The following is a 21,422-nucleotide window of genomic DNA, read 5'->3' as shown; positions in this document are numbered from 1 at the left end:
CCCCTGGGCCTTATAAATCTGCATTGTCTGGTAACGTGTAGAGGATGTGTCATGAATACCTTACTGAACGAACTTCACGCCTATCACCATGACATGGCCAATAAGATAAGCCAGATCAGGAAGTTGCTGAAAAAGCTAAAGCATGAACCCGATGCCACTGATGACTGTAAGCTTTTGTTCGAAATGTTGGAGGCCTTGCACAGCAATGCAGAGCGGCACCACCATGAGAATGAAGAAATCATTCGGCGAGCCTTGCTGGCCACGGAGGCGCCGATCCACCCGCGGATCCTGGATATCGAGCGAGATCACCAGGCATTTGCGCGCATTGCTGGGCAATTGAAAACATTAGCGGCTACGACAAAAGACACGAAAGTAATCGCTGACACTGTCGATGACTATATCGAAAAATATTACGACCACATGGAGTCGGAGGAAAACATATTCTTTCCAGCTGCAGACAAATGGCTTTCAAACAGTCAATGGCTGGAAATAAAACATCAATGGCATTAACTGGAGTGCAAATTCAAGCGCCCAACCGCCCCATCTCAATCACACGAGGATACTGCCATGGCTTCTGCTGATACTTCCCGTCAACATACCGCGCCCTCGTTTCCCAAGCCTGTGGGCGAGCATTGGATCGAAGCCCTCGACAATGGCACCCATGTACTGATCAGGCCGCTACAAGCCAAGGACCGGGAGCGCGAGAGGGCCTTCATCGAACGGCTGTCACCGCAGTCGCGGCATTTTCGCTTCCTGTGCCAGATCAAAGAGCCCGGTGAGGCGATGCTCGACCAGTTGATGGCGGTCGACCAGGACCGACAAGCGGCTTATGTCGCCCTCGCCCATGTGGACGGCGAGCTGCAGGAGGTGGGCATATCGCGTTATGCCGCCATTGCCGGCAAGGATGAATGCGAATGCGCCGTGACAGTACTCGACAGCTGGCAGCACCATGGCCTGGGCCGCCTGCTGCTCAAGCACCTGACCGATCATGCCCGGGCAAAGGGCCTGCGGCAGATGTACTCGATCGACTCAGCCGCCAACCTGGCGATGCGCGACCTGGCCAAGGCGGCAGGATTCACCACCACTACCGATCCGGATGATCCGGCCCAGGTCATCCATCGCCTCAACCTGACCTGAAGCGCCGCTGCGCCAGCGCCTGGGGCAGCCACCGTGCTGCCCCGCCCGCTGCAAGCCCCACGACCTCCGGCCCTATCCGCACGAGGAGGTATCCGTGAACAAAGAGCAAGATCATGCGACATGGAAACCTCCCGCGCCGCGACGGGCGCCTGTCGTTTCAGCTACTGGCAAGCACTACATAACATTCAAGGCAGCGTCGCCCGGGCCTCTTCAGGCAGCAGGTCGAACTGCTCGAGGCAGCGCTGTTCATCGTCTGCCGTCAACGCCTTGTATGCGCTCACTTCCCGCATCGGCGTTTCGAACAAGGCCAGGCGTATCACCCCATTACGGTCGAGAAACGTCTGCGCCAGGCAGGTACACACCGGCTTGCCGACCAATGCCGTGAGCTTTTCATCCTCAGGGGTGTTCACCCGGGCCTGCAGGCTGTCTGTGCAATTTTCCACGATTCGGTCCACCGAGCGCCCCGCCAGCCAAACCGTGCCGCCAGCGAGCAACGCCAGGAACAGCAACATGCCCAAGAGCACGTTCGACTCCTGGGTGACCGAGCGCAGGAAGGCAAGCCGAGCCTGCCAGCCCGTGGCCTGGCCGTTGAATATGGTCTTGCCTACCGTGCGTTTCACGCCACGCTGCACCACCCACCCCAACGCCACGCACAAGGCGAGCAACGCCAGCAGCATAAGTGGATGTTGCATCGGCAGGCGCCAGTTCGGGTTCAACGACCGGTAGGCAGCGACCACGACGAGCAGTGCGAAGATTGCCACGATAAACCCCAGGCTACCCCGTGGCCGATGCATCCAGGCCCGGAGTTTCGCCCTTGCTTGTGTATCCATGACAGCCTCCCGGCCCAGGCTAGCGCACTGGGTCAATAGCAACCGTTTCGTGGTACTCGGGTACGTACACCTGCCAACCGAGCTCGATGCTGATCCGCCGCCGCAACGTGTCGGCGGCGTGCGGCTCACCATGGATGACATAGGTCTGGCGTGGCGGGCGGGCGAAACCGCGCAACCACTCCATGATCTCGTCGGCATCGACGTGCGCAGAGAGATTATCCATCGCATGCACCTGGGCCCGGATAGGCACGTCTTCACCGTGCAGGCGGACACTGCGCGCACCGGCGACGATGTCGGCGCCGCGCGTACCGCCGGCCTGGAAACCAGAGAACAGAATGCTGTTGCGTGGGTTGGGGGCCAGCGCCTTGAGATGGTGCAAGACTCGTCCACCGGTCGCCATGCCACTGGCGGCGATAATGACCGCGGGCTCACGCAGCTGATCCAGATGCCGGGATTCATCGACGGTACGGATGATATGCGTGTCCCTGCACATGTCGGCGCATTCCGCCAACGTCAGGCGATGCTCGCTCCGGAACTGCTGGTAAAGGGTGGTTGCGTCTGTGGCCATCGGGCTGTTGAGGTAGACCGGAATGTCGGGTATCAGGCCATCGCGCTTGAGCTTGTACAGGTAATACATCAGCAACTGGGCCCGGCCAACCGCGAATGAGGGCACCAAGGTGATGCCGTGGCGCAGGAGGGTCTGGTTGATGACCTGGGTCAGAAACTGTTCGGTCGATTCGCTTGGATGCTGGCGATCGCCATAGGTGGACTCCACCAGCAGCACGTCTGCCGTCCTGATCAGTTCCGGCGCGCGCATGATCGGGTCTTGTGGCCGACCCAGGTCGCCAGAGAAGACCAAGGTCTGGCCGTCGACCTTGATCTGTACCGTCGCCGCGCCGAGTATGTGCCCAGCCGTGCGCAACAACAGCTCCATCCCCGGCGCAATCATGGTCGGGTGATGCAACTCCACAGGGCGCAACAATGCCAATGCACGCTTTGCATCCTGTTCGGTGTAAAGCGGGCGTGCCGGCGAATGCTTCGAGTAGCCGTGCCGGTTGGCATGCTCTGCCTGCTCTTCTTGCAGCCGGGCACTGTCGAGCAACAGGATTTCGGCCAAGGCACAGGTGGCCGGTGTTGCGTAGATCGGCCCGGTATAGCCTTCCTTCGCGAGCACCGGAAGATAACCGCTGTGGTCGAGGTGGGCGTGGGTCAGCACCACGGCATCAAGCGCGCGCAGCGCCGCCGATAGCGGTTCCCAGTTGCGCAGGCGCAGTTGCTTGTAGCCTTGGAACAGCCCGCAGTCGATCAGCACGCGGCTGCTCTCGTGGGTCAATAGGAACTTGCTGCCCGTCACGGTCCCGGTACCACCGAGGAATGTCAGTTGCATGGCTAGGGCTCCAAGGTTTCGGCCGCTTGAGGGTGAACCGCAAGGACGCTGCACGGCGGGCGGCTGACGATGCGTTCTGTGGTGTCGCCGAGCAGTTTGTCCAGGCCCTTTGGCTGCACGACGCCCATGACCACCGCGTCGATATCCAGCACAGCGACTTGCTCGCGAATCACCTGAACCGGGCCACCTTCCAGGAAGTGGCGGCAATCGGCCGGGACCCCCTCGGCGTCCGCCAAGGTGTCGAACGGCTCCTTCAAGGCATTGCGCATCTCATCGATCCACGCCTGGGTAACGTTCATGTCCGAGGCGAACACGCCCGCCAGGTTGTAGGCCGAGAGCAGGTGCAGCTGTGCATCGCATTGCAGTGCCAGCGCCTGCGCTGCACGAATCAGCCTGCGGTTGAAGGACGCCTGGTCCTCGGGGGTTTCGCTGAAGGAGGTGTCCACGGCGACCAGCACGCGCCGGGGCAGCGACACCGCCGCCTCCGGTACGAAGTGCGTGATGCCCTTCAAGCCCCGCATCAACGCGCAATCCAGGGGCGTGCTGAACAGGCGCATCATGGTTGGCGTCACTTCGCTGTCCTTGATGACCATATCGGGGTGCAGTTCGCTGATGTAGTCGATGGCCTGGCTGCGGATGTCATCTGCCTGCAAGGTGTCGACCGTCAAAGCGGGGCCGCTGCCACGGTGACGCTCGACCAACCCCGCCAGCCGCAAACCGTAGTGGTCGAACTGACGCTGGATATCGGCCTCGTTCAATCGCTCTTCGCGCAGCAGGTGCTCCTGCGTCGGTTCGAACAAGCCCAGTACATGCACACTGGCACCACTGACATGCGCCAGGGCCAGGGCCCGGCGCAGCGCGGCCGAATGCGGATCGAGCTCGGTGAGCAGCACCAGCAGTTGACGATATTGACCCATGGCGAACCTCCGGGCTTGCGCGGCTGGCGTGATGATGTAGGCGATTGTCCGAAAGCAGGCCTGTTCGCGCTTGATGCAGATCAGAAAACCACCATCCGAGCCGGAACTTGACGATTGTCAGAACCGGCGCCGCCCAGCACGGTACAACAGCTCTGGCAAGCATCGACCAGGTGACCGGGAGGCGACATGAACAGGCAACAGACTGAAAAGCCAGACGCGTGCGAGCATTGGATCGACAAGCTTTCTGATGGCTCTGCCGTACTGATCCGCCCCCTGCGCGAGGAAGACCGCGAAAGGGACCGCCGCTTTCTCAGCACGATCGCCTTCGAGGCCCGGCGTTTCCGCTTCATCGCCGGGCTCAGTGGCGGTGTGCCGAGCCTGGATGCGCAGCATATGCCGGTGGATCATCACCAGTGCGAAGCCTACGTTGCCCTGGTCCATGCAGATGGCCAGTTGCGCCAGATCGGGGTCAGCCGGTATGCCAGTGTTCCCGGCAGCCTCCAGTGCGAATGCGCGGTAGCCGTAAATGAAGAATGGCAACGCAAGGGGCTGGGCCGGCTGCTGATGCAGCACCTGATCGCGGCCGCGAAGCGCAATGGCTTCCACTGCATGATCTCCAGGGACCTGGCGAACAACTACGCCATGCACCGGCTGACCAAGACCCTGGGGTTCACCTCCCGCTACCTGGGTGGCGATTTCAGCGAAATCCTTCACGAGCTCGATCTTCACGCCTGAAAGCAAGGCCCTTTCGGGCCTTGTCTCTCAGCCTTGGGAATGCTCTGGTGATATCACCAGCACGCTGCTGGACAACCGATGCAATACCCGCTCCGCAGTGCTACCGATGAACCAGCCAATGCCGCGATGGTGGTAACTGCCCATGACCAGCACATCGATATCATTGTTCTCCATGAACAGCGCCAGCACCTTGGCCGGGTCTCCCAGCCGCAGGTGGCGGTGTTCGGCGGCGATACCGTTACGTTCGGCCAGTGCCTGGAATGCCTCGCTTTGCGCCTCGTGCAGTGTCTGGGCGAGGTTGGAGTCGAACAGAAACGAATGCTCGCGGCTGCCGCCTGAGTCCAGGTACATGGACCCCAGGTCGTAGGCATATAGCAGTTCGATCTGGGCGTTGCACTGTAATGCCAGTTTCAGCGCTTCACTGATGATCTGGTCATTGAACCCCTCAAACAGGTCCTCGGGGCGGGACAGGTCCACGGCAGCCAGAATCTTGCGCGGCAGCGCGTGGCTGGCCTGATGCACCAGGTGCAGGGGGATGCGGGTTTCCCGCAGCAACTGAATGTCGAGCGAGGTGAACATCGCCCGCGCCCACCAGGGTTCATGCTCGAAGGCTTTGATCAGCATGGCGAACGGCTGCTCGCGCAGGTGGACGAGGATCTCGTCCAGCGGATGCTGCACCCATACCACTTCGGTGGTGACCGTGACCCCGTTACGGCGCATCGAAAGCGCTTGGGTTTCCAGCCATTCACGGTGTTGCTGTACATAACCTTCACGCATCACAGCCAGTGTCTGGTCGTTGACCAGGCCCGCCGTGGCAAGGCCTTCGAGATAGTCGAAAGCAACGATATGCAGGGCCATGCCCTTGGCCTTGGCCAGCGCAGCCGCACGGTCGTAGACCGGGGTGCGCCGCATCAGGGGCGAGGCGATCAGCAAGAGTCTTTGCGGGTTGTCCATGGCGCACCTCAGCGGTTGGGAAGTGTTCCTGGATCATCCATCACCCGCACCTGGCGGATTTGATGTTTATCAACTGAACCACTGGGCGGACAAACGGCAACGCCCGCGGCGCGGAAATTTGATACTGGTCAAAGCTCTTGGCCGTTAACGGCGCAATCTGACCCTACACCAACAACAGTCATCGAATGCCCCGGAGGCGTGCCATGGCGCTCATGAAAACCATCGAACGTCGCCTATGGTCGTTCGCCAACCAGCGCGATAGCGCGATGAAAATGGCAATCACGCCCTGAACACCCCTGTTGCCGGCAGGGATGCCTTCGTTTTCGCATGGATTTGCAGTTGGTTTGCTCATGCATGCTTTTGGAGGCTTCCATGAACATCTACGTCGAAAATAGCCCTCAGCAGAACCGCTGGTGGGTCCGCATGGACGACTGCCGGGTGAGCTTCGTTACGTCCACCGAAGCGCAAGCCTTTGTCGACCGGTTGAATGCGCGCCTCAACGCGCCCCACTCGCGGGACATGCTCGCCGACTGGTCACCACGCCCAGGTATGGGCAGCGTTGGCAAAGCCAATGCAGGGATGGCAGCCCAGGCAGGTCTCCGATGCGCGAAGGAGGCCTGAAAATGACTGGCCTACTGAAAGTGACCTTGCTCGACCAACCTGCAGCGTCGAGCCCGGCAACCCCGATTCACCTGAAACCGCTGACGACCCTGTGCACAGAGTGCCGTGTCAGCGGGCTGTGCCTGCCCACCGGTCTGCCCGTGCATGACAACAGTTGCCTGGGCGCACTGATCGGCCCGCGCATGCGTATTCGCAAAGGCGCCGCGCTGTTCAACGCCAACGATCCGCTGACGACGCTTTATGCCGTGCGCTGTGGCAGCTTCAAGACCAGCCTGAACAGCGCCGAAGGCCAGGGCGTGGTGATCAATTTCTGGATGCCGGGCGATGTACTTGGGCTCGACGCCATCGCCACCGAACATCACGTATGCGATGCCATTGCCCTGGAAGACAGCGAGGTGTGCCCTGTCCCCTATCGCCGGCTGCAGGCATTGGCGCGTGACTTTCCCGTCCTGCAGCAAAGCCTGAACCGTTTGATGAGCCGAGAAATCGTGCGTGAGCATGAGCGGGTGCTGATGCTGTGCAACCTCACCGCCGAACAGCGCCTGGCAAGCTTCCTGGTTGGGTTGTCACAGCGCTTCGTCAGCCGCGGCTACTCTGCCCACGGCTTCATGCTGCGCATGTCCCGGGAAGACATGGCTTCGTACCTGGGCCTGCGCCTGGAAACCGTGTGTCGCTCAGTCGCCCGCATGCGCGCGCTGGGCATCGTCAGCATGCGTGGCAGGCTTGTCGAGATACTCGATCTGCCAGCCTTGATAGCCCTTGAGCAAGGCGGCGCGGAAGTCAGCCCCAAGGACACCCCGAAGGCGCCATGCTCGACGCGGTAAATGTCAGCCACGGTGCCGTCGCGCTGGGCATCGGCATGTTGGTGGGGCTTGAGCGCGAGCGCAAGAAAGGCCGCAATGAAGATCATGCCGCTGCCGGCCTTAGGACCTTCGCCATCACCGCCCTGCTGGGCTACGTCAGCATGTTGCTGGCCGGGCCGGTACTGGTCGGGGTCGCCAGCCTGAGCCTGGTTCTGATGCTGTGCATGCATTACCGCAAACACGCCGACAAAGACCCCGAAGTCACCAGCGAAATCGCCCTGCTACTGGTGCTGACGCTGGGCGCACTGAGCCTTGACGAGCCAGAACTTGCCACGGCGGTCGGCGTGGTGCTGACCGTGCTGCTGGCACTGCGCCGCGAGCTGCACCATTTCGTGCTCCAGCAACTGAGCGAGGAAGAGCTGCGCGATGGTTTGATGCTGCTGACGGTAGCGCTGGTGGTGCTACCGTTGACACCGGACAGGTTCATGGGGCCGTATGGCGCACTCAACCCTCGCACCATCTGTACGCTGGTCGTCCTGCTGATGACCGTCGGTGCACTGGGGCATATCGCAATGCGTCTGGTGGGCCCACGCTACGGCTTGCCCCTGAGCGCGATCGCCTCAGGTTTCGCCTCCGGCACGGCAACCATTGCGCTGCTTGCCCATGAGGCACGTCGGCAAGTCACAGCCGTGAGGCCCTTGGCCGCCGCAGCCGTACTGTCGAACCTCGCCAGCATCGCGCAATTCGCCCTGGTGCTAGGCATCGTCGACCGACACCTGTTGAAGCCTTTCGTGGCCTCGATCGGGCTCGGTACCGTGGGTACGGTGGTTTACGGCACTTTGTTGCTTGCCCCCTGGCGTAGCGACCAAGGCACTTCAACAGCGCATCAGGGCGATGGTGCCTTCGATCTCTTCACAGCGCTGATCATCACCGTCGCCCTGACCGGCAACACCTTGACCAAATGCATTCTGTCCCTCGGTAGCGGCGGCTGCAGCTTCGGGAGATACCTTGTTCCCGGCCAACTGGTCATCCTCGGTGCAATGTGGCTGGGGCTTTTGATATGAGGTTGTATCGGCAACCTCTACCCCCTGGATGAGGACAAGCTTGAGGAACTGAAAAGCTACAGGGACCATGACCACGACATATCCAATCAACCTTGCTCAAGAGTTGGTGCCGCGCCCATCTGCGCTGGTTCGACATGACGCCACTGGAGCACCGTCGGCAGCATGGCGACCCTGTGATCGCCGGTTATGACGCTATTCCCCCGGCTGGCCAACCTCAGGTTTCCGCGCAGGTGCCGTGAACCAGCGCTCGTGCGGCACCCACTTTTCCTGCGCGGGGTCGCCCAGGTAATGCGGCGACATGATCTGCACCCCGTACTCGTTGAACACATCCTGAATGTTGCCGTGCAACAGGCTCAGCAGTTCTGCCCGTGGCCGTGGCTCACTCGGCACCGCCTGCGCCACCAGGCGATACTCGGGGTAGAAATCCGAAAGCCCGGTCTGAAACACCTGCGGCCTGGGTTTTTCCAGTATGCCGTCGGTACGCTTGGCCGCCTCCACCAGCATCGCCTCCACTTGGCGCCACGGCGTGTCGTAACCGATGGTGACCACAGTATCGACGATGTAGCCCTGCCCCTGTACAACACGTGAAAAATTGCGTGTCACCGAGCCGGTGATCATCGAGTTGGGCAAGGTCAACACTTCGCCCAGTCCAGTGCGGATCGTGGTGTTGAACATGCCGACTTCGGTCACCGTGCCCTCGTGGTCACCTACCCGCACATACTCGCCAGCCTTCAAGGTGCGTGAATAGGTCAGGATCAGGCCCGCTGCCGCCTGCCCGACAATGCTGGAGGCGCCGAGAGAAATCATCAGCCCGAGCAGCACCGACAGCCCCTTGAAGGCGTCGGTGCCGGAACCCGGCAGGTACGGGTACGCCATCACCAGGGCGAACAGCCAGATGGCAAGTGAGGTCAGGCGTGTGGTTGGCTGCAGGGTTTCCTCGGTCAGCCACTTGAGGGTGCCCGGCCGAGCCATGCGCTCCAGCAGGCGCCGACTGAAGCCACTGATACCGCGGGCGATGAAAAAAATGATGATAGCCACGGCGATGCCGGGAATTGCCTGCAAAATGCCGTCGAGCAGATAACGTAACAGGTCGATCAAGTGGACGTTGAGGCTTTCCCCCCAAGGCCGGGTGTAGGGGAATTGCGACAGCACGAAGCTCAGCCACTGGTAGCTCAGCAACAGTACTACGCCCCAGTGCAGCAGCCGCAACAGGCGTTCGATCACGGTGTAGACCAGCTGCATGTCCAACAGCGGCATCTGCCCGAGCCGTATCTGCCGGGCGCGCTCGCGCATCAGCTGCGGCAACAGGCCTTGGAGCTTGCGCCGAGCCAGGTTGGTGCCCTTGATGAGCACCACGTAGATCAACGTGGCCAGCGCCGAGTAGCCTGCTGCCTTGAGCAGAAAGCGCAGGCTGCGGGCCTGACCGGTCTCGTCGACCACCAGGCGCAGCATAGCGGCTGCCTGCTCGGCGGCTTCGCGAGTGTCGCCACCGGCCAGGCCCAGGTCCTGCGGCGCAATGATGAAGGCACGCCGCCCTCCCAATAGCACCAGGTGGCTATTCAGGATGGGGTCGACGCTGACCTTCAGCTCATCAGTCCCGCGCAAGGCCTCTTCGATCACGGCTGTGGCCCGTTGCACCCGCGCCGCCGGCGTTTCCCCCAGCAAGGTGGCGTGGAAGATGAAGATGCTGCGATTGGCGATGGTCAGCTCGGCCGGCTCACCGGGCACGCCATCTGTGGCACTGCCTGCAACCTCGATACCGTGCCCGGCCATGGGCTGCAGGGTGAAAAGAATCAACAGCAGGCAATAAAGGCGCTTCATCATGAGATCCCCGGGCCCCTATGGCGAAAACCATGCAGGTAGTGATAGCACAGCGTTTACTGCCCAGGGCTGAGGAACCAGCGGAAATACGGGCGCGGCGGTTCAGGACATCATCCTGTGACACACGGATGCAGCGAAGCACCGTTTGGTACCACCGGACTTGTTGGTCTGAACTTTGCGGTCCGCCCTGGCTTCCCCTGCATATCCAACACGCAAAGATGCGCCTGCCGGGGCAGGTGCCAACGAGCGCTTTGGTATCCGGAGCGTTGCTGGCCCGCGCAGCGTCAAGCGCACCGGGCCTGCTTCTGACTAGCACAGCAAAGGCTGGCATTTCCGAGGTCCAACTACAGGGGTTCGCAAAATGATCGATCAAGCGACAGGTATGAAACCAGGTGAACGCTATCGCGTGGAAAACGTGGAGCGGGCTCATCAGTTCCCTGGCTTCTTTCAAGACGGGAAGTATTATCTCGGCCCTGAGCTTTTGACCGCCGTGGGGTGGATCGAAGGCACGCGCTTCATCTACGACAGCGTGGATGCCGAGGGTGAACCCGTGTTTCCGAACCGGGAGGCTGGCACGATTGAAGGGCTGAGGTTGACCCTGGTCGATGGCACCGCTCTTGAGCTTTCTCGGATCGAGGCCAGCGAAACGATCGCGCCACTTGACGACCACAAGAAATCTGGCACAGAACAGGAAGCGCCCCGCGGGGGCGTTCCGAGCAGAGGGCCACTGCGCGGCAAAGTCGTGGTGATCACTGGCGCTTCCAGCGGTATCGGCCGTGCCGCCGCGCACGCATTTGCCTGCAAGGGCGCTCGCCTGGTGCTCGCTGCGCGCGACGAAGAGGCGTTGTTCGACGTGCTGGATGAATGCACCGACTGCGGTACCGATGCCATCGCGATCACGACCGACGTCACCCGCAACGACCAGGTGCAAGCGCTGGCCGCACAGGCAGCAGAATTCGGCCACGGGCGAATCGATATCTGGATCAACAACGCCGGCGTCGGGGCGGTCGGCAATTTCGAGGAAACACCGCTGGAGGCCCACGAGCAGGTCATTCAGACCGACCTGATGGGTTACCTGCGCGGTGCGTTCGTAGCCCTCCCCCTCTTCAAAGCCCAGGGCAGCGGCATCCTGATCAATACACTGTCACTGGGCAGCTGGGTGGCCCAACCCTATGCAGCCGCGTACTCTGCGAGCAAGTTCGGCTTGCGCGGCCTGACCGAGGCGCTGCGGGGGGAATTGACGGAGTTTCCCGATATCCACGTGTGCGATATCTATCCGGCCGTCATGGACACACCGGGCTTCCGAGACGGCGGCAACTACACAGGCCATGCGCTGACGCCTCCGGGCCCTGTATATGATCCCGAACTTGTGGCGAAGGCCATGGTGGCCTGCGCAATCTCACCACGCGCTCACACCACGGTCGGTGCCACGGCCCGCCTGGCGCATCTGGCCAGCTACCTGGTACCGGGCCTGCCTCTGTTATCGGGGTGGCTGACGCGTCGGGGGATAAACCGCAGCCCGAAAGCCGAAACATCATCAGGCAACCTCTTTGAGCCGCCGAGTGGCAGGAGGAGTATCGACGGGGGTTGGAGGAAGTCAAAAGACAAGACGCCTCTACTGATAGGCGCAGCGGCGCTTGGAATGATCGTGGGTTTTGCAATCACCCATTCACGACGCAGGAGCTGAACGACCGTGCCGTCAAAGCCGATGCAAGCCAGATCCTTCCCAAAGGTTGGCGAACAAAGCTCTGCTGCACCACCGGCGCCCGCACGGGTTCTTTCGCGCAACCCGTCGGGCCGAGCAAAATGCAGTAGAGCAAACGCCCCTCTGCCTGACGTCCGAGTTGAACACAGACTTTCCTGTGTGACGACATGAGGTGATGAACGCGACTCTGAGGCTGGACGTAAAGGCGGACAGGACAGCCACGGCGGCGGTCGTGGTAGCGAAAATCGCTAACTTGAAATGAGCTCGGCCAGGGTGCATGGCACCCTGGCCTTTTTTCTGAATATTGGTCGTTCACAATCAAGGGGGCATTTGCCCCCCGATTGCACAGGTCTTGCGCCTCAGGAGCCGAAGCCATGAGCGGCCCTTGCATCGCTCATAACAGCTCGGGGAATGCAGCGCCAAGCAGGCCCGGATCCTTCAGGATCGATGCGCTGCTGGCGATATCCGGGGCCAGCCAACGGTCCTGGGCATACGCCGGGACCCGTTCGCGCAACAACCGCCAGGCAACGCTGGTACCCGCGCCAAAGCGCTGCTCCTTGAGGAACTCGAATGCCTGGGCCGCCAGCAGGTATTCGATGGCGAGGATCTGCGTGCAGTTCTCCAGGGCGCGGTGCAGCTTCAACCCGGCATTGGTGCCCATGCTCAGATGGTCCTCCTGCAGGCCGGAAGTGACGTAGTTGTCGACGACTGCCGGTTGTGCCAGCTGACGGTTTTCTGCACACAGTGAAGCAGCCACGTACTGGACAATCATCATCCCCGAATTAACTCCCGGCTGGCTGACCAGGAAAGCCGGCAATCCGCTGACCAACGGGTTGATCAGGCGATCGAGACGACGCTCGGCAATCGCCCCGATCTCGGCCACCGCGATGGCCAGCAAGTCAGCCGCCATGGCCACCGACTGGCCGTGCGGATTCGCCTGGGAAACCACCCGATACGACTCGGGCGTACCCAGCAGCATCGGGTTGTCCGTGGTGGAGTTGAGTTCGGTTTCGATCTGCCGCGCAGCGTGGTCCAGCTGATCGCGGGCGGCGCCATGAACCTGCGGAATCGAGCGAATGCTCAAGGCGTCCTGGGTGCGTATGCCTTGGCTGCTGGCAATGATTTCGCTGCCGTCGAGCAGGCGTCGCAGGTTACTGCCCACGCGCTGCATGCCGGGGTGCGGTTTCATCGCGATGATTTCAGGGTCGAAGGCATCGAGCTGGCCGCGCAGGGCCTCGAAGCTCATGGCACTGATGACATCCGCCCATTGGCTCAACCGAGTGGCGTCGTCCAGGGACAGGCAGCTAAGGCCGGTCATGCAAGGGGTACCGTTGACCAGGCACAGGCCATCCTTGGCACCCAGTTTGACCGGCGCCAGGCCGACCTCGGCCAAGGCCTGCTGCGCCGGCATGATCTGGCCGCGATAGCTGACCTGGCCGACGCCCAGCAAGGTGATGCTGATATGCGCCATGTGGGTCAGGTACCCCACCGACCCCTGCTTCGGCACCTGCGGCGTGATGTGCTGGTTGAGCAAGGTCAGCAGCGCCTCGACCACCTTGCGCTGCAGGCCGGAACGGCCCTGGCAGAAATTGATGATCGCCGCGCACATGATCGCCCGGGTCTGTTCGTCCGACAGCGCCGTACCCACGCCACAGGCATGGCTGAGCAAGGTGTTGTGCGACAGCTGGCTGAGTTGTTCATCCTGCAACGAGACATTGCACAAGGCGCCAAGCCCGGTGTTGACGCCATAGGCGCGGTCACCGCTGGAAACGATGCGCTGGACAATCGCCTGGGCGTTCTCGATCCGGGCCCAGGCCGATGGGGCCAGCTCAAGCTTCGCGCCATGCCGGGCCACTGCCACCACGTCCTGCCAACGCACTGGCGCGTCGGCGATGATGATTCTTTCGGCAAACGACATATACCCGGTTCCTTAAAGCGAAGCTACGCGACGCTGCACGAAACGATCTACATATTCGTCCGCAGGTTGGTAGAGGATTTCTTTCGGCGTACCGACCTGGACCAGGCGACCGTCCTTGAGAATGGCAATCCGGTTACCGATACGCACCGCTTCGTCCAGGTCGTGGGTGATGAAGACGATGGTCTTGTGCAGTGTCTTCTGCAGCTCCAGCAACTGGTCCTGCATTTCGGCGCGAATCAGCGGGTCGAGCGCACTGAAGGCTTCGTCCATCAGGATGATGTCGGTGTCGGCTGCCAGGGCGCGGGCCAGGCCGACGCGCTGACGCATGCCGCCCGACAACTGGTGCGGGTACGACTTTTCGTAACCCTTGAGGCCCACGGTGTTGATCCAGTGCAGGGCACGCTCTGCGCACCTGGCCTTGCTCTCGCCACGGACTTTCAGGCCGTAGGCGACGTTGTCCAGCACGGTGCGGTGCGGCAACAGGCCGAAGCTCTGGAATACCATGCTGATCTTGTGCCGGCGGAATTCGCGCAGGGCGTCCATGTCGTACTGCAGAATGTCTTCGCCATCGACCAGGATCTGGCCGCTGGTCGGGTCGATCAGGCGGTTGAAGTGGCGCACCAGGGTCGACTTGCCCGAGCCCGACAGCCCCATGATCACGAAGATCTCGCCGCTGCCGATGGACAACGAGAGATCGTTGACCCCAACCACGCAGCCGGTTTCGGCCAGGACCTGATCCTTGGCTTTTTGCTGGCGGATCAGTTTCAGGGCATCTTCGGCGCGAGCACCGAATATCTTGAAGACATTCTTGACTTCGATCTTGTTCATTGTCTGTTTGGCGCTCATTTGCCCACCCCATGCCGTGGTCGGCCATAGGCCTGGGTAATACGGTCGATCACGACCGCCAGAATCACGATGGCCAGGCCCGCTTCGAGGCCGCGGCCCACATTCAGGGTCTGGATGCCGACCAGGACGTCTTCACCCAGGCCGCGGGCACCGATCATCGAGGCGATGACCACCATCGACAGGGCCATCATGGTGGTCTGGTTGATACCGGCCATGATGCTCGGCAACGCCAGTGGCAGCTGCACACCGAACAGTTGTTGCATGCGATTGGCACCGAAAGCGTTGATCGCCTCCATGACCTCGCCATCCACCTGGCGAATGCCCAGGTCGGTCAGGCGAATCAGCGGCGGCGCGGCATAGATGACGGTGGCAAAGATCGCCGGCACCTTGCCCAGGCCGAACAGCATCAGCACCGGTATCAGGTACACGAAGCTGGGCATGGTCTGCATGATGTCGAGCAGCGGCATCAACACCGCCCGAAGGCGATCGTTGCGCGCCGACAGCACACCCAGCGGAATGCCGACCAGGACCGATATCAGCGTTGCGACCAGCATCAGCGCCAGGGTCTGCATCAGCTTGTCCCAGAGGCCGACCGCGCCGACCAAAAAAAGCAAGCCGACGATCACGGCAGTGGTCACGACTTTGCGGGTGGCGTGCCAGGCGATACCAGCAACAATGGCCAGCATCAGCCACCAGGGTACTGCGCGCAGCAGGCCTTCGAGGTTGACGATGGCCCACAGCAGGGTGTCGGAGATGTGCCGGAACACGTCACCGTAGTTGGTTACAAGCGCATCGACCCAGCCATTGACCCAGTCGGCAATGGAAAACGTGAAGTTCTTGGGAAACATGGAATTCTCTCGAGCAAGTGCATGAAACGGACTGTCGCGTGCCTTGTCCGGCAGGAGCCGGACAAGCCCATACGCTCAGAGTGCCGCGTCCACCTTTTTGGCTGCGTCTTCGCTGACCCAGCTGTGCCAGACCTCGGGGTGCTCCTTGAGGAACAACTTGGCCAGTTCCGGCGACTCGATGCGATCTTTGCTCATGCGCGCCAGGTTCTGGTTCAGCAGGTCGATCGGCAGATTGACCTTTTCCAGCACTGCCACCAGTTCCGGCGCCTGCTCGTGGAAGGCCTTCGACAGGCCCACCTTGATGGTCAGGGATTTATCCACGCCTGGCTTCTCGTCCAGCTTGACCAGGTCGACCAGGCCCATCAGCGGCGTCGGCGACCAGTAGTAGAACAGGATCGGCTCGCCACGCTTGTAGCTCGACAGCACGGCGGCATCCAGTGCCGGGCCGGTGCCCGGGCGGAAGTTGGTGTAGCTGCTTTCCAGGCCGTAGTGCTTGAGCATCTCGCTGTTGTCCAGCTCGCAGGTCCAGCCGGCCGGGCAATTGTAGAAGCGCCCCTTGTCCGGTTCTTCCGGGTCCTTGAATACCTGGGCGTATTGCCCAAGATCGGCGATGGTCTTGAGGTTCGGTGCCTTGGCTTCGAGTTTGCGCTTGGGGTCGCCTTCGATCACGTAACGCGGCACATACCAGCCTTCGACTGCGCCAACGACCGGCGCGCCGACGCCAACAACCTTGCCGGCGGCCGCCGCCTTGTTCCAGACCTCGCTGCGCCCTACCCACTCTTCGGCAAACACCTGAATGTCGTTGCTGCTCAGGGCGTTTTCCATGGAGATGGAGTTACCCGGCAGGCTGTCGGTTTCACAGCCATAACCATTTTTCAGCACGAACTGCATCACGTCCGTGAGCAGCATCCCGCTTTCCCAGTTCAATCCGGCGAATTTCACCGGTTTGCCAGACTCGCACCAGCCGGCCGCCTGGCTGGCACCAGCGGCCGCCAGCAGCCCGAAAGATAGTGTGGTGGTCAGCAGAGCCTTTGTAATTTTCATTGTGACGCTCCCAAACAAGAACATGGATTGCAGTAGTCGAGGGCATCCGGCCCAAAGAGGGTCGCCAAACTGGCTGATCAGCCTTGCAATCGGCATCGGCGTGGCACCTGTGATCGGTGGCCACTGCACAGAGGAAATATTTCACAACCTCAAAAAAGGATAAAATAATATGTCCTGATGTATCACAACGGAAAAACCTATGAAGTTCACACTGCGACAACTGCGCTACGCGCTCGCAGCGGCCAAGCACGGGAACCTGACGACTGCCGCCATGGAGCTTCATGTTTCACAGCCCTCCATTTCGGCGGCCATCAGCGAATTGGAAGAGGTGCTGGGCCAATCGATTTTCGTGCGCCAACGTGGCCTCGGCATATCGCTGACCCCGTTCGGGCGTACCGTCATGGTCCAGGCCCGCCGCGTTCTGAGCGAAGCTCGGACCTTTGCCGAGATCAATGCCAATGCAGGAGAGTGTGTCGGAGAGTTGGTGGTCGGATGTTTTGAAGACCTGGCGCCCTATTGCCTGCCACAAATTGTGCGACGGATGCAGGAGTCCTGCCCGAGGGTCACGGTCGATATGCGCGAAGGCAGCTTCGATTATGTTGGCAAGCGGCTGAGTGAGGGTGCGATAGAGCTGGCGATCACCTACGATCTGGGTCTGCCGCCGAACACTCAATGCACCCAGTTGTGCCAGCTGACCGCTCAGGTACTGCTGGCTGCCGATCACCCGTTGGCCAAGGAATCGCGCGTCAGCCTCAAAGCGCTATCCGAATACACATTGGTAGTCACCGATCAGGTCCACAGCTGGCAGCATGTGCTGGATCTGTTCAGCTTCTACGATCTTTCGCCCGCCGCTGTGCACCGTGTGCGCACCTTCGAGATGCAGCGTAGCCTGGTCGCCAACGGGTTTGGCGTGGCGCTGATCTACACCCGGCCATTTGGTGACCGCAGTTATGATGGTCAAGCGCTGGTATGTCGGCCGACCGAGGAGAAATTGCCAACGCACAGCATCGTGCTGGCGCATGATCAGCGCTATCCGCTGACGCCTTCGGCTGAGGCGTTCAAGGACCTGGCGGTGGCATGGTTCGCGGAGCGGCCGTCGTTTGCATCCGAATGAAACTGCCCTCCTCTGCGAGGCGTCATTGCGCTAACGATACCTGGTCTTTCATCATCCCCATCAGTACCTCGTTTTCCAGCGGTTTGCTGAGCAAAAAGCCTTGTACTTCATGGCATTGGTCATCGCTGAGCAAGGCCAGTTGCTCGGCGGTCTCGACACCTTCGGCAGTCACCGTCATGCCCATTGCATTGCCAAGGTTGATGATGGCCTGAACCACGCTACGGTCGCTGCCACTCTTTCCCAGGTGCTGCACGAAGCGCTTGTCGATCTTGATGCTGTCGAACGGGTAGGTACGCAGGTAACCCAACGAGGAGTAACCGGTCCCGAAGTCGTCCATGTTCAGGCGCACGCCCAGCTCTTTCAGTGCAAGCATGGTGTGCAGTGCGCCTTCGACATCGTTGAGCATGACGTTCTCGGTAATTTCCAGCTCCAGGCGGTGGGCTGGCAGCCCGGTGGCGCGCAACGCGTTGCCGACGTCGCGGACCACATCGCTGCGGCTGAACTGGGCCGGCGACATGTTGACCGAGACCATCACCGCCTGCGGCCAGCCCCGCGCCTTGGTACAGGCTTCCTGCAGCACCCAGTTGCCAAGCAGCACGATCAGGTCGGACTCTTCGGCAAGCGGGATGAAACGATCCGGGCGGAGCAGGCCCAGGCGCGGGTGTTGCCAGCGCACCAGGGCCTCGGCCGATGCGATCGAGACCCCATCGACCTTGAAGCGCGGCTGAAAATGCAGCACCAGCTCGCCACGCGGTATGCCCTCGCGCAGCTCGCTTTCCAGCACACGCTTCTCCATCAAAGCGGCGTTCATCTGTGCCGAAAAGAAGCGCCAGGTGTTCTTGCCCGCCTGCTTGGCGCTGTAAAGGGCCACGTCGGCGTGTCGGATCAGGTCGCTCGGCGTACCAGGGTACTCGGCAGACAGCACTACACCCAGGCTTACCCCCACTTGCACGACATGCCCTTCGACCTGAATGGGGCGTTTGATCGCCTCGATCACGCGCATGCAGAATCGGTCCATGTCCTGGTGATCGCCTGGCCGGGTCAGTACGACGATGAACTCATCGCCTCCCAGACGGGCGACCAGATCACTGTCACGGGTAACTTGACCGAGGCGGCTCGCTACCTCGAGCAGCACCGCGTCGCCGGCCGGATGCCCAAGGCTGTCGTTGATTGGCTTGAAGTTGTCCAGATCGAGCATCAACAGCGCCACCTTGGGTAGCTCAGCGCCAGGGGCTGATTGTTCGAGGAAACGGAACAGCTTGTTGCGATTCGGCAGGCCGGTCAGGGCGTCGTGCAAGGAGAGGTGCTGAATCTGGGCATGGGCGGCCACTTCGTCGGTGATGTCGCTGCACGTGCCACGAAAGCCGGTACACACGCCCTCGGCCACGATCGCGCGCGAAGCGATCCTGCAGATACGCTGCTGGCCTAGATGGTCCTGGTATTGGCAGCGCAGCGTGCCGGAGGAGCCTGTCGCGGCCAGGCTGTGCAGCGAGGTCCGGAGGTTGCTGGTATCACACGACAGCAACTCGGTAATCGGGCGCTGTCGCCACGCTTCGACGGGGTGCCCGGTGAGTTCGGTGAACCGGTCCGAAAGGTAGGTCAGGCGAAGGAGCACATCCGTTTCCCAAATCCAGTCCGAGGCAGCTTCGGCCACTGCCTTGAAGCGCTCTTCACTTGATTGCAGGGCAACCCTGGAAGTCACCAGAGCACGGTGGCTGCGATCGATCCTGCTGCTGGCGCGGATCGCGTAGCGTGCAAACAATGCCATGCTCAGTGCGATGAATAGAACGGCGATAGCCAAGGGCGCGATTACCGTGTGGATCAGTTCGGTGCCGGGCTGCGGTATATCCCATGTCAAGGTGTGGCCGCTGCCTTCAAGTGGCAGGGCACCGCGCCCTTGGCGCTGATCGGCCGAATCGCCCACGGCCAGGCCTAACAGCCCCGCCGCCTGGCCCAGCGGCAAGAGCACCTGTGGCGATAGAACCCGAATGAACACCAAAACCGCAGTTGGTCCCGGCGGGCGGGCCGGCTGGGTCTGCGGGCGGATCAGTGCAGCGACGTACACCGCCGGCTGGCCACGAAAGACCAGATAGCCTGAAGACGCCTGATCGTGCTGCGCTGCTTGCCGAGCCTCCTGCAGGATCTTGCCGGCACTGACGGTATGCTGCTCCAGGCCCAGCTGGCTGAGCTTACCGTCCAGTATTGCGTACCGCGTACCGTCGTCATCGAGCACATATACGCCTTCGTACCCATCGGAGGTATAGAGCGTGGCGCCGACATTGTCCTCGTCGTATGCCCAATGTGCATCGACCTGCCCGCCCAAGTGATCATAGGCGGCCTGCCAGTTGGCATGGGTCAGCAGGAACGTCCTGTCGTTCTTCTGCAGCTGGGCCATGGCGGATTCAGCATAGAAGCGGCTCTGCTCCACTTCTCGGGCGTCCAGCGCCCCGGCGAGGCGGTAGAGGGAGAACAGCCCCAGCAACAAGGCCAACAGCAGAATCAGGGAAAACGCCACGATCAGTTGCCCGACCACATCACTGCGGGTCGACATTTCATTGTCAGCAAAGACGTCCATTGGTTCACCATCGCGGCCTAGGGTCTCCCGGTTGACCGGGCGGCGGGCTTGGAGGTCGATGGAGCTGACGATCGGTGGTTGGCGAAAGGCAACCTAGAGCCTGATACGGGGCTATGGTCAGTACAGCGCGGGGGCCTGCCAGCGGTGAACGACTGCCAGGTTGGATAACGGTTCTGGTGCGTTCCGCGGATAACGACCCATAGCTGTCGTTTTGCCCAACGGCGATCATTGTGCGGGCATGCCCGCGAACACCGGCAAAGCCGGTGCCATTCACCGCGGCGCCTGCTTCGCGGGTAAACCCGCTCCCACAGGGCCGGAGTCGCACTTGAGATCACACGGTACCTGTGGGAGCGGGCATGCCCGCGAACACCGGCAAAGCCGGTGCCATTCACCGCGGCGCCTGCTTCGCGGGTAAACCCGCTCCCACAGGGCCGGCGTCGCACTTGAGATCACACGGTGCCTGTGGGAGCGGGCATGCCCGCGAACACCGGCAAAGCCGGTGCCATTCACCGCGGCGCCTGCTTCGCGGGCGCGCCCGCTCCCACAGGTACTGCGCGGGCTTCGAGTTGGCGCTGTACCTGTGGGAGCGGGTTCACCCGCGAAGAGGCCCTCAAGGTCAATCACGGCTGCCGCTTGAATCAAACAAAGCCCAAGCGCCCGTCAGACACCCGGCACCGTCTTCCGCCCAACCAGTTGCTGCCTCTCCACCCCATCCAGCAACGCCTCCACCACCGCCTTGGCCGAATCCAGCCCATGGTCATTGCTCAACAACAGATCACGACAGGTTCCCTTGGCCAGCTCCAGTGCCTTGAGATTGGTCGCAAACGCGCCTTTGAGCAGCGTGGACAGATGCACCAGCGCATCGTCGTAGTCCACCCCAGAACGCACGGCAAACAACGGTGGGTGGCTGCATTCGCACGTGGAGAAACTGGAGGACGCCGTGGTGGCGCGTACGGGAGGATCGGGTAAGCCTTTTGTCATTGTGTCGCTCCTTGATTCACTGGAGCCGCCACACAACGTGACCAAACGAATGGGTGGCGACTGTACGCGGGTTGGTCAACCGGGAATCAAGGAAACCGGCGCGCACGGAGGCGCCCCACGCA

General features: G+C 61.5%; 19 protein-coding genes. 8 read left to right on the top strand and 11 right to left on the bottom strand.

Annotation, left to right across the window (positions count from 1 at the left end):
• Window positions 1-51: 51 nt before the first annotated feature.
• Window positions 52-510, top strand: coding sequence for a hemerythrin domain-containing protein (locus ACK56M_RS12385; protein WP_015270128.1), 459 nt, complete (start codon window positions 52-54; stop codon window positions 508-510).
• 57 nt (window positions 511-567) lie between these two features.
• Window positions 568-1,137, top strand: a complete 570-nt coding sequence (locus ACK56M_RS12380) for a GNAT family N-acetyltransferase (RefSeq protein WP_054572914.1) — start codon at window positions 568-570, stop codon at window positions 1,135-1,137.
• Window positions 1,138-1,322: 185 nt separating this feature from the next.
• On the opposite strand, the gene ACK56M_RS12375 is transcribed toward ACK56M_RS12380, so the two are convergent.
• The 3 genes from ACK56M_RS12375 to ACK56M_RS12365 are packed head-to-tail and all read right to left on the bottom strand — an operon-like array spanning window position 1,323 to window position 4,271.
• Complete coding sequence (locus ACK56M_RS12375) at window positions 1,323-1,931, bottom strand: hypothetical protein (RefSeq protein ID WP_043935573.1); 609 nt, start codon at window positions 1,929-1,931, stop codon at window positions 1,323-1,325.
• Window positions 1,932-1,986: 55 nt separating this feature from the next.
• Complete coding sequence (locus ACK56M_RS12370) at window positions 1,987-3,354, bottom strand: MBL fold metallo-hydrolase RNA specificity domain-containing protein (RefSeq protein ID WP_015270125.1); 1,368 nt, start codon at window positions 3,352-3,354, stop codon at window positions 1,987-1,989.
• Between the two features lie 2 nt (window positions 3,355-3,356).
• Complete coding sequence (locus ACK56M_RS12365) at window positions 3,357-4,271, bottom strand: universal stress protein (RefSeq protein ID WP_015270124.1); 915 nt, start codon at window positions 4,269-4,271, stop codon at window positions 3,357-3,359.
• Window positions 4,272-4,457: 186 nt separating this feature from the next.
• On the opposite strand from ACK56M_RS12365, the gene ACK56M_RS12360 reads away from it, so the two are divergent.
• The gene (locus ACK56M_RS12360; protein WP_411959489.1) at window positions 4,458-5,006 is read left to right on the top strand and encodes an N-acetyltransferase family protein; all 549 of its coding nucleotides are present in this window, start codon (window positions 4,458-4,460) and stop codon (window positions 5,004-5,006) included.
• Between the two features lie 27 nt (window positions 5,007-5,033).
• Here ACK56M_RS12360 and ACK56M_RS12355 read toward each other — a convergent pair whose 3' ends face one another.
• Window positions 5,034-5,960: a universal stress protein gene (locus tag ACK56M_RS12355; protein ID WP_411959488.1), complete on the bottom strand. Its 927-nt coding sequence runs from the start codon at window positions 5,958-5,960 to the stop codon at window positions 5,034-5,036.
• A 372-nt stretch (window positions 5,961-6,332) separates the two neighbouring features.
• Between ACK56M_RS12355 and ACK56M_RS12350 the strand changes: the two genes are divergently transcribed.
• Genes ACK56M_RS12350 through ACK56M_RS12340 form a run of 3 tightly spaced genes read left to right on the top strand, consistent with a single transcriptional unit; the run spans window position 6,333 to window position 8,448 of the window.
• Window positions 6,333-6,581, top strand: coding sequence for a hypothetical protein (locus tag ACK56M_RS12350; RefSeq protein ID WP_223997932.1), 249 nt, complete (start codon window positions 6,333-6,335; stop codon window positions 6,579-6,581).
• Window positions 6,582-6,583: 2 nt separating this feature from the next.
• On the top strand, window positions 6,584-7,405 hold the full coding sequence (locus ACK56M_RS12345) for a helix-turn-helix domain-containing protein (protein WP_015270120.1): 822 nt from the start codon (window positions 6,584-6,586) through the stop codon (window positions 7,403-7,405).
• Window positions 7,390-8,448 carry an MgtC/SapB family protein gene (locus tag ACK56M_RS12340; protein WP_100413534.1) on the top strand — a complete coding sequence of 353 codons (1,059 nt, stop codon included), beginning with the start codon at window positions 7,390-7,392 and terminating at the stop codon, window positions 8,446-8,448. Before ACK56M_RS12345 ends, ACK56M_RS12340 begins: the two co-directional genes overlap by 16 nt.
• 192 nt (window positions 8,449-8,640) lie before the next feature.
• Here the strand turns inward: ACK56M_RS12340 and ACK56M_RS12335 are convergent, their stop codons facing one another.
• The gene (locus ACK56M_RS12335; protein WP_015270118.1) at window positions 8,641-10,269 is read right to left on the bottom strand and encodes a mechanosensitive ion channel family protein; all 1,629 of its coding nucleotides are present in this window, start codon (window positions 10,267-10,269) and stop codon (window positions 8,641-8,643) included.
• 361 nt (window positions 10,270-10,630) lie between these two features.
• Between ACK56M_RS12335 and ACK56M_RS12330 the strand changes: the two genes are divergently transcribed.
• Window positions 10,631-11,956 (top strand): SDR family oxidoreductase, encoded by a 1,326-nt coding sequence (locus ACK56M_RS12330; RefSeq protein WP_015270117.1) that lies wholly within the window; start codon window positions 10,631-10,633, stop codon window positions 11,954-11,956.
• Between the two features lie 412 nt (window positions 11,957-12,368).
• Here the strand turns inward: ACK56M_RS12330 and hutH are convergent, their stop codons facing one another.
• The 4 genes from hutH to ACK56M_RS12310 form a co-directional block, all read right to left on the bottom strand.
• The gene (gene hutH / locus ACK56M_RS12325) at window positions 12,369-13,892 is read right to left on the bottom strand and encodes a histidine ammonia-lyase (RefSeq protein ID WP_015270116.1); all 1,524 of its coding nucleotides are present in this window, start codon (window positions 13,890-13,892) and stop codon (window positions 12,369-12,371) included.
• Between the two features lie 12 nt (window positions 13,893-13,904).
• The gene (locus tag ACK56M_RS12320; RefSeq protein WP_003256804.1) at window positions 13,905-14,738 is read right to left on the bottom strand and encodes a quaternary amine ABC transporter ATP-binding protein; all 834 of its coding nucleotides are present in this window, start codon (window positions 14,736-14,738) and stop codon (window positions 13,905-13,907) included.
• Window positions 14,735-15,586 carry an ABC transporter permease gene (locus tag ACK56M_RS12315; protein ID WP_015270115.1) on the bottom strand — a complete coding sequence of 284 codons (852 nt, stop codon included), beginning with the start codon at window positions 15,584-15,586 and terminating at the stop codon, window positions 14,735-14,737. Before ACK56M_RS12315 ends, ACK56M_RS12320 begins: the two co-directional genes overlap by 4 nt.
• A gap of 75 nt (window positions 15,587-15,661) precedes the next feature.
• A complete protein-coding gene (locus tag ACK56M_RS12310; RefSeq protein ID WP_015270114.1) occupies window positions 15,662-16,630 on the bottom strand; it encodes an ABC transporter substrate-binding protein in 969 nt (322 codons plus the stop codon).
• A gap of 199 nt (window positions 16,631-16,829) precedes the next feature.
• Between ACK56M_RS12310 and ACK56M_RS12305 the strand changes: the two genes are divergently transcribed.
• Window positions 16,830-17,744 carry a LysR family transcriptional regulator gene (locus tag ACK56M_RS12305; RefSeq protein ID WP_054572910.1) on the top strand — a complete coding sequence of 305 codons (915 nt, stop codon included), beginning with the start codon at window positions 16,830-16,832 and terminating at the stop codon, window positions 17,742-17,744.
• Window positions 17,745-17,766: 22 nt separating this feature from the next.
• Here the strand turns inward: ACK56M_RS12305 and ACK56M_RS12300 are convergent, their stop codons facing one another.
• Window positions 17,767-20,319 (bottom strand): EAL domain-containing protein, encoded by a 2,553-nt coding sequence (locus ACK56M_RS12300; RefSeq protein WP_054572909.1) that lies wholly within the window; start codon window positions 20,317-20,319, stop codon window positions 17,767-17,769.
• A gap of 660 nt (window positions 20,320-20,979) precedes the next feature.
• A complete protein-coding gene (locus tag ACK56M_RS12295; protein ID WP_015270111.1) occupies window positions 20,980-21,216 on the bottom strand; it encodes a hypothetical protein in 237 nt (78 codons plus the stop codon).
• Window positions 21,217-21,422: the final 206 nt, after the last annotated feature.

This window comes from Pseudomonas sp. s4 (assembly GCF_046764235.1).
GTDB classification, from domain to species: domain Bacteria; phylum Pseudomonadota; class Gammaproteobacteria; order Pseudomonadales; family Pseudomonadaceae; genus Aquipseudomonas; species Aquipseudomonas asiatica.
Note: the sequence above shows the minus strand (reverse complement) of the source record. Positions and strands in the feature narration are given on the sequence as shown.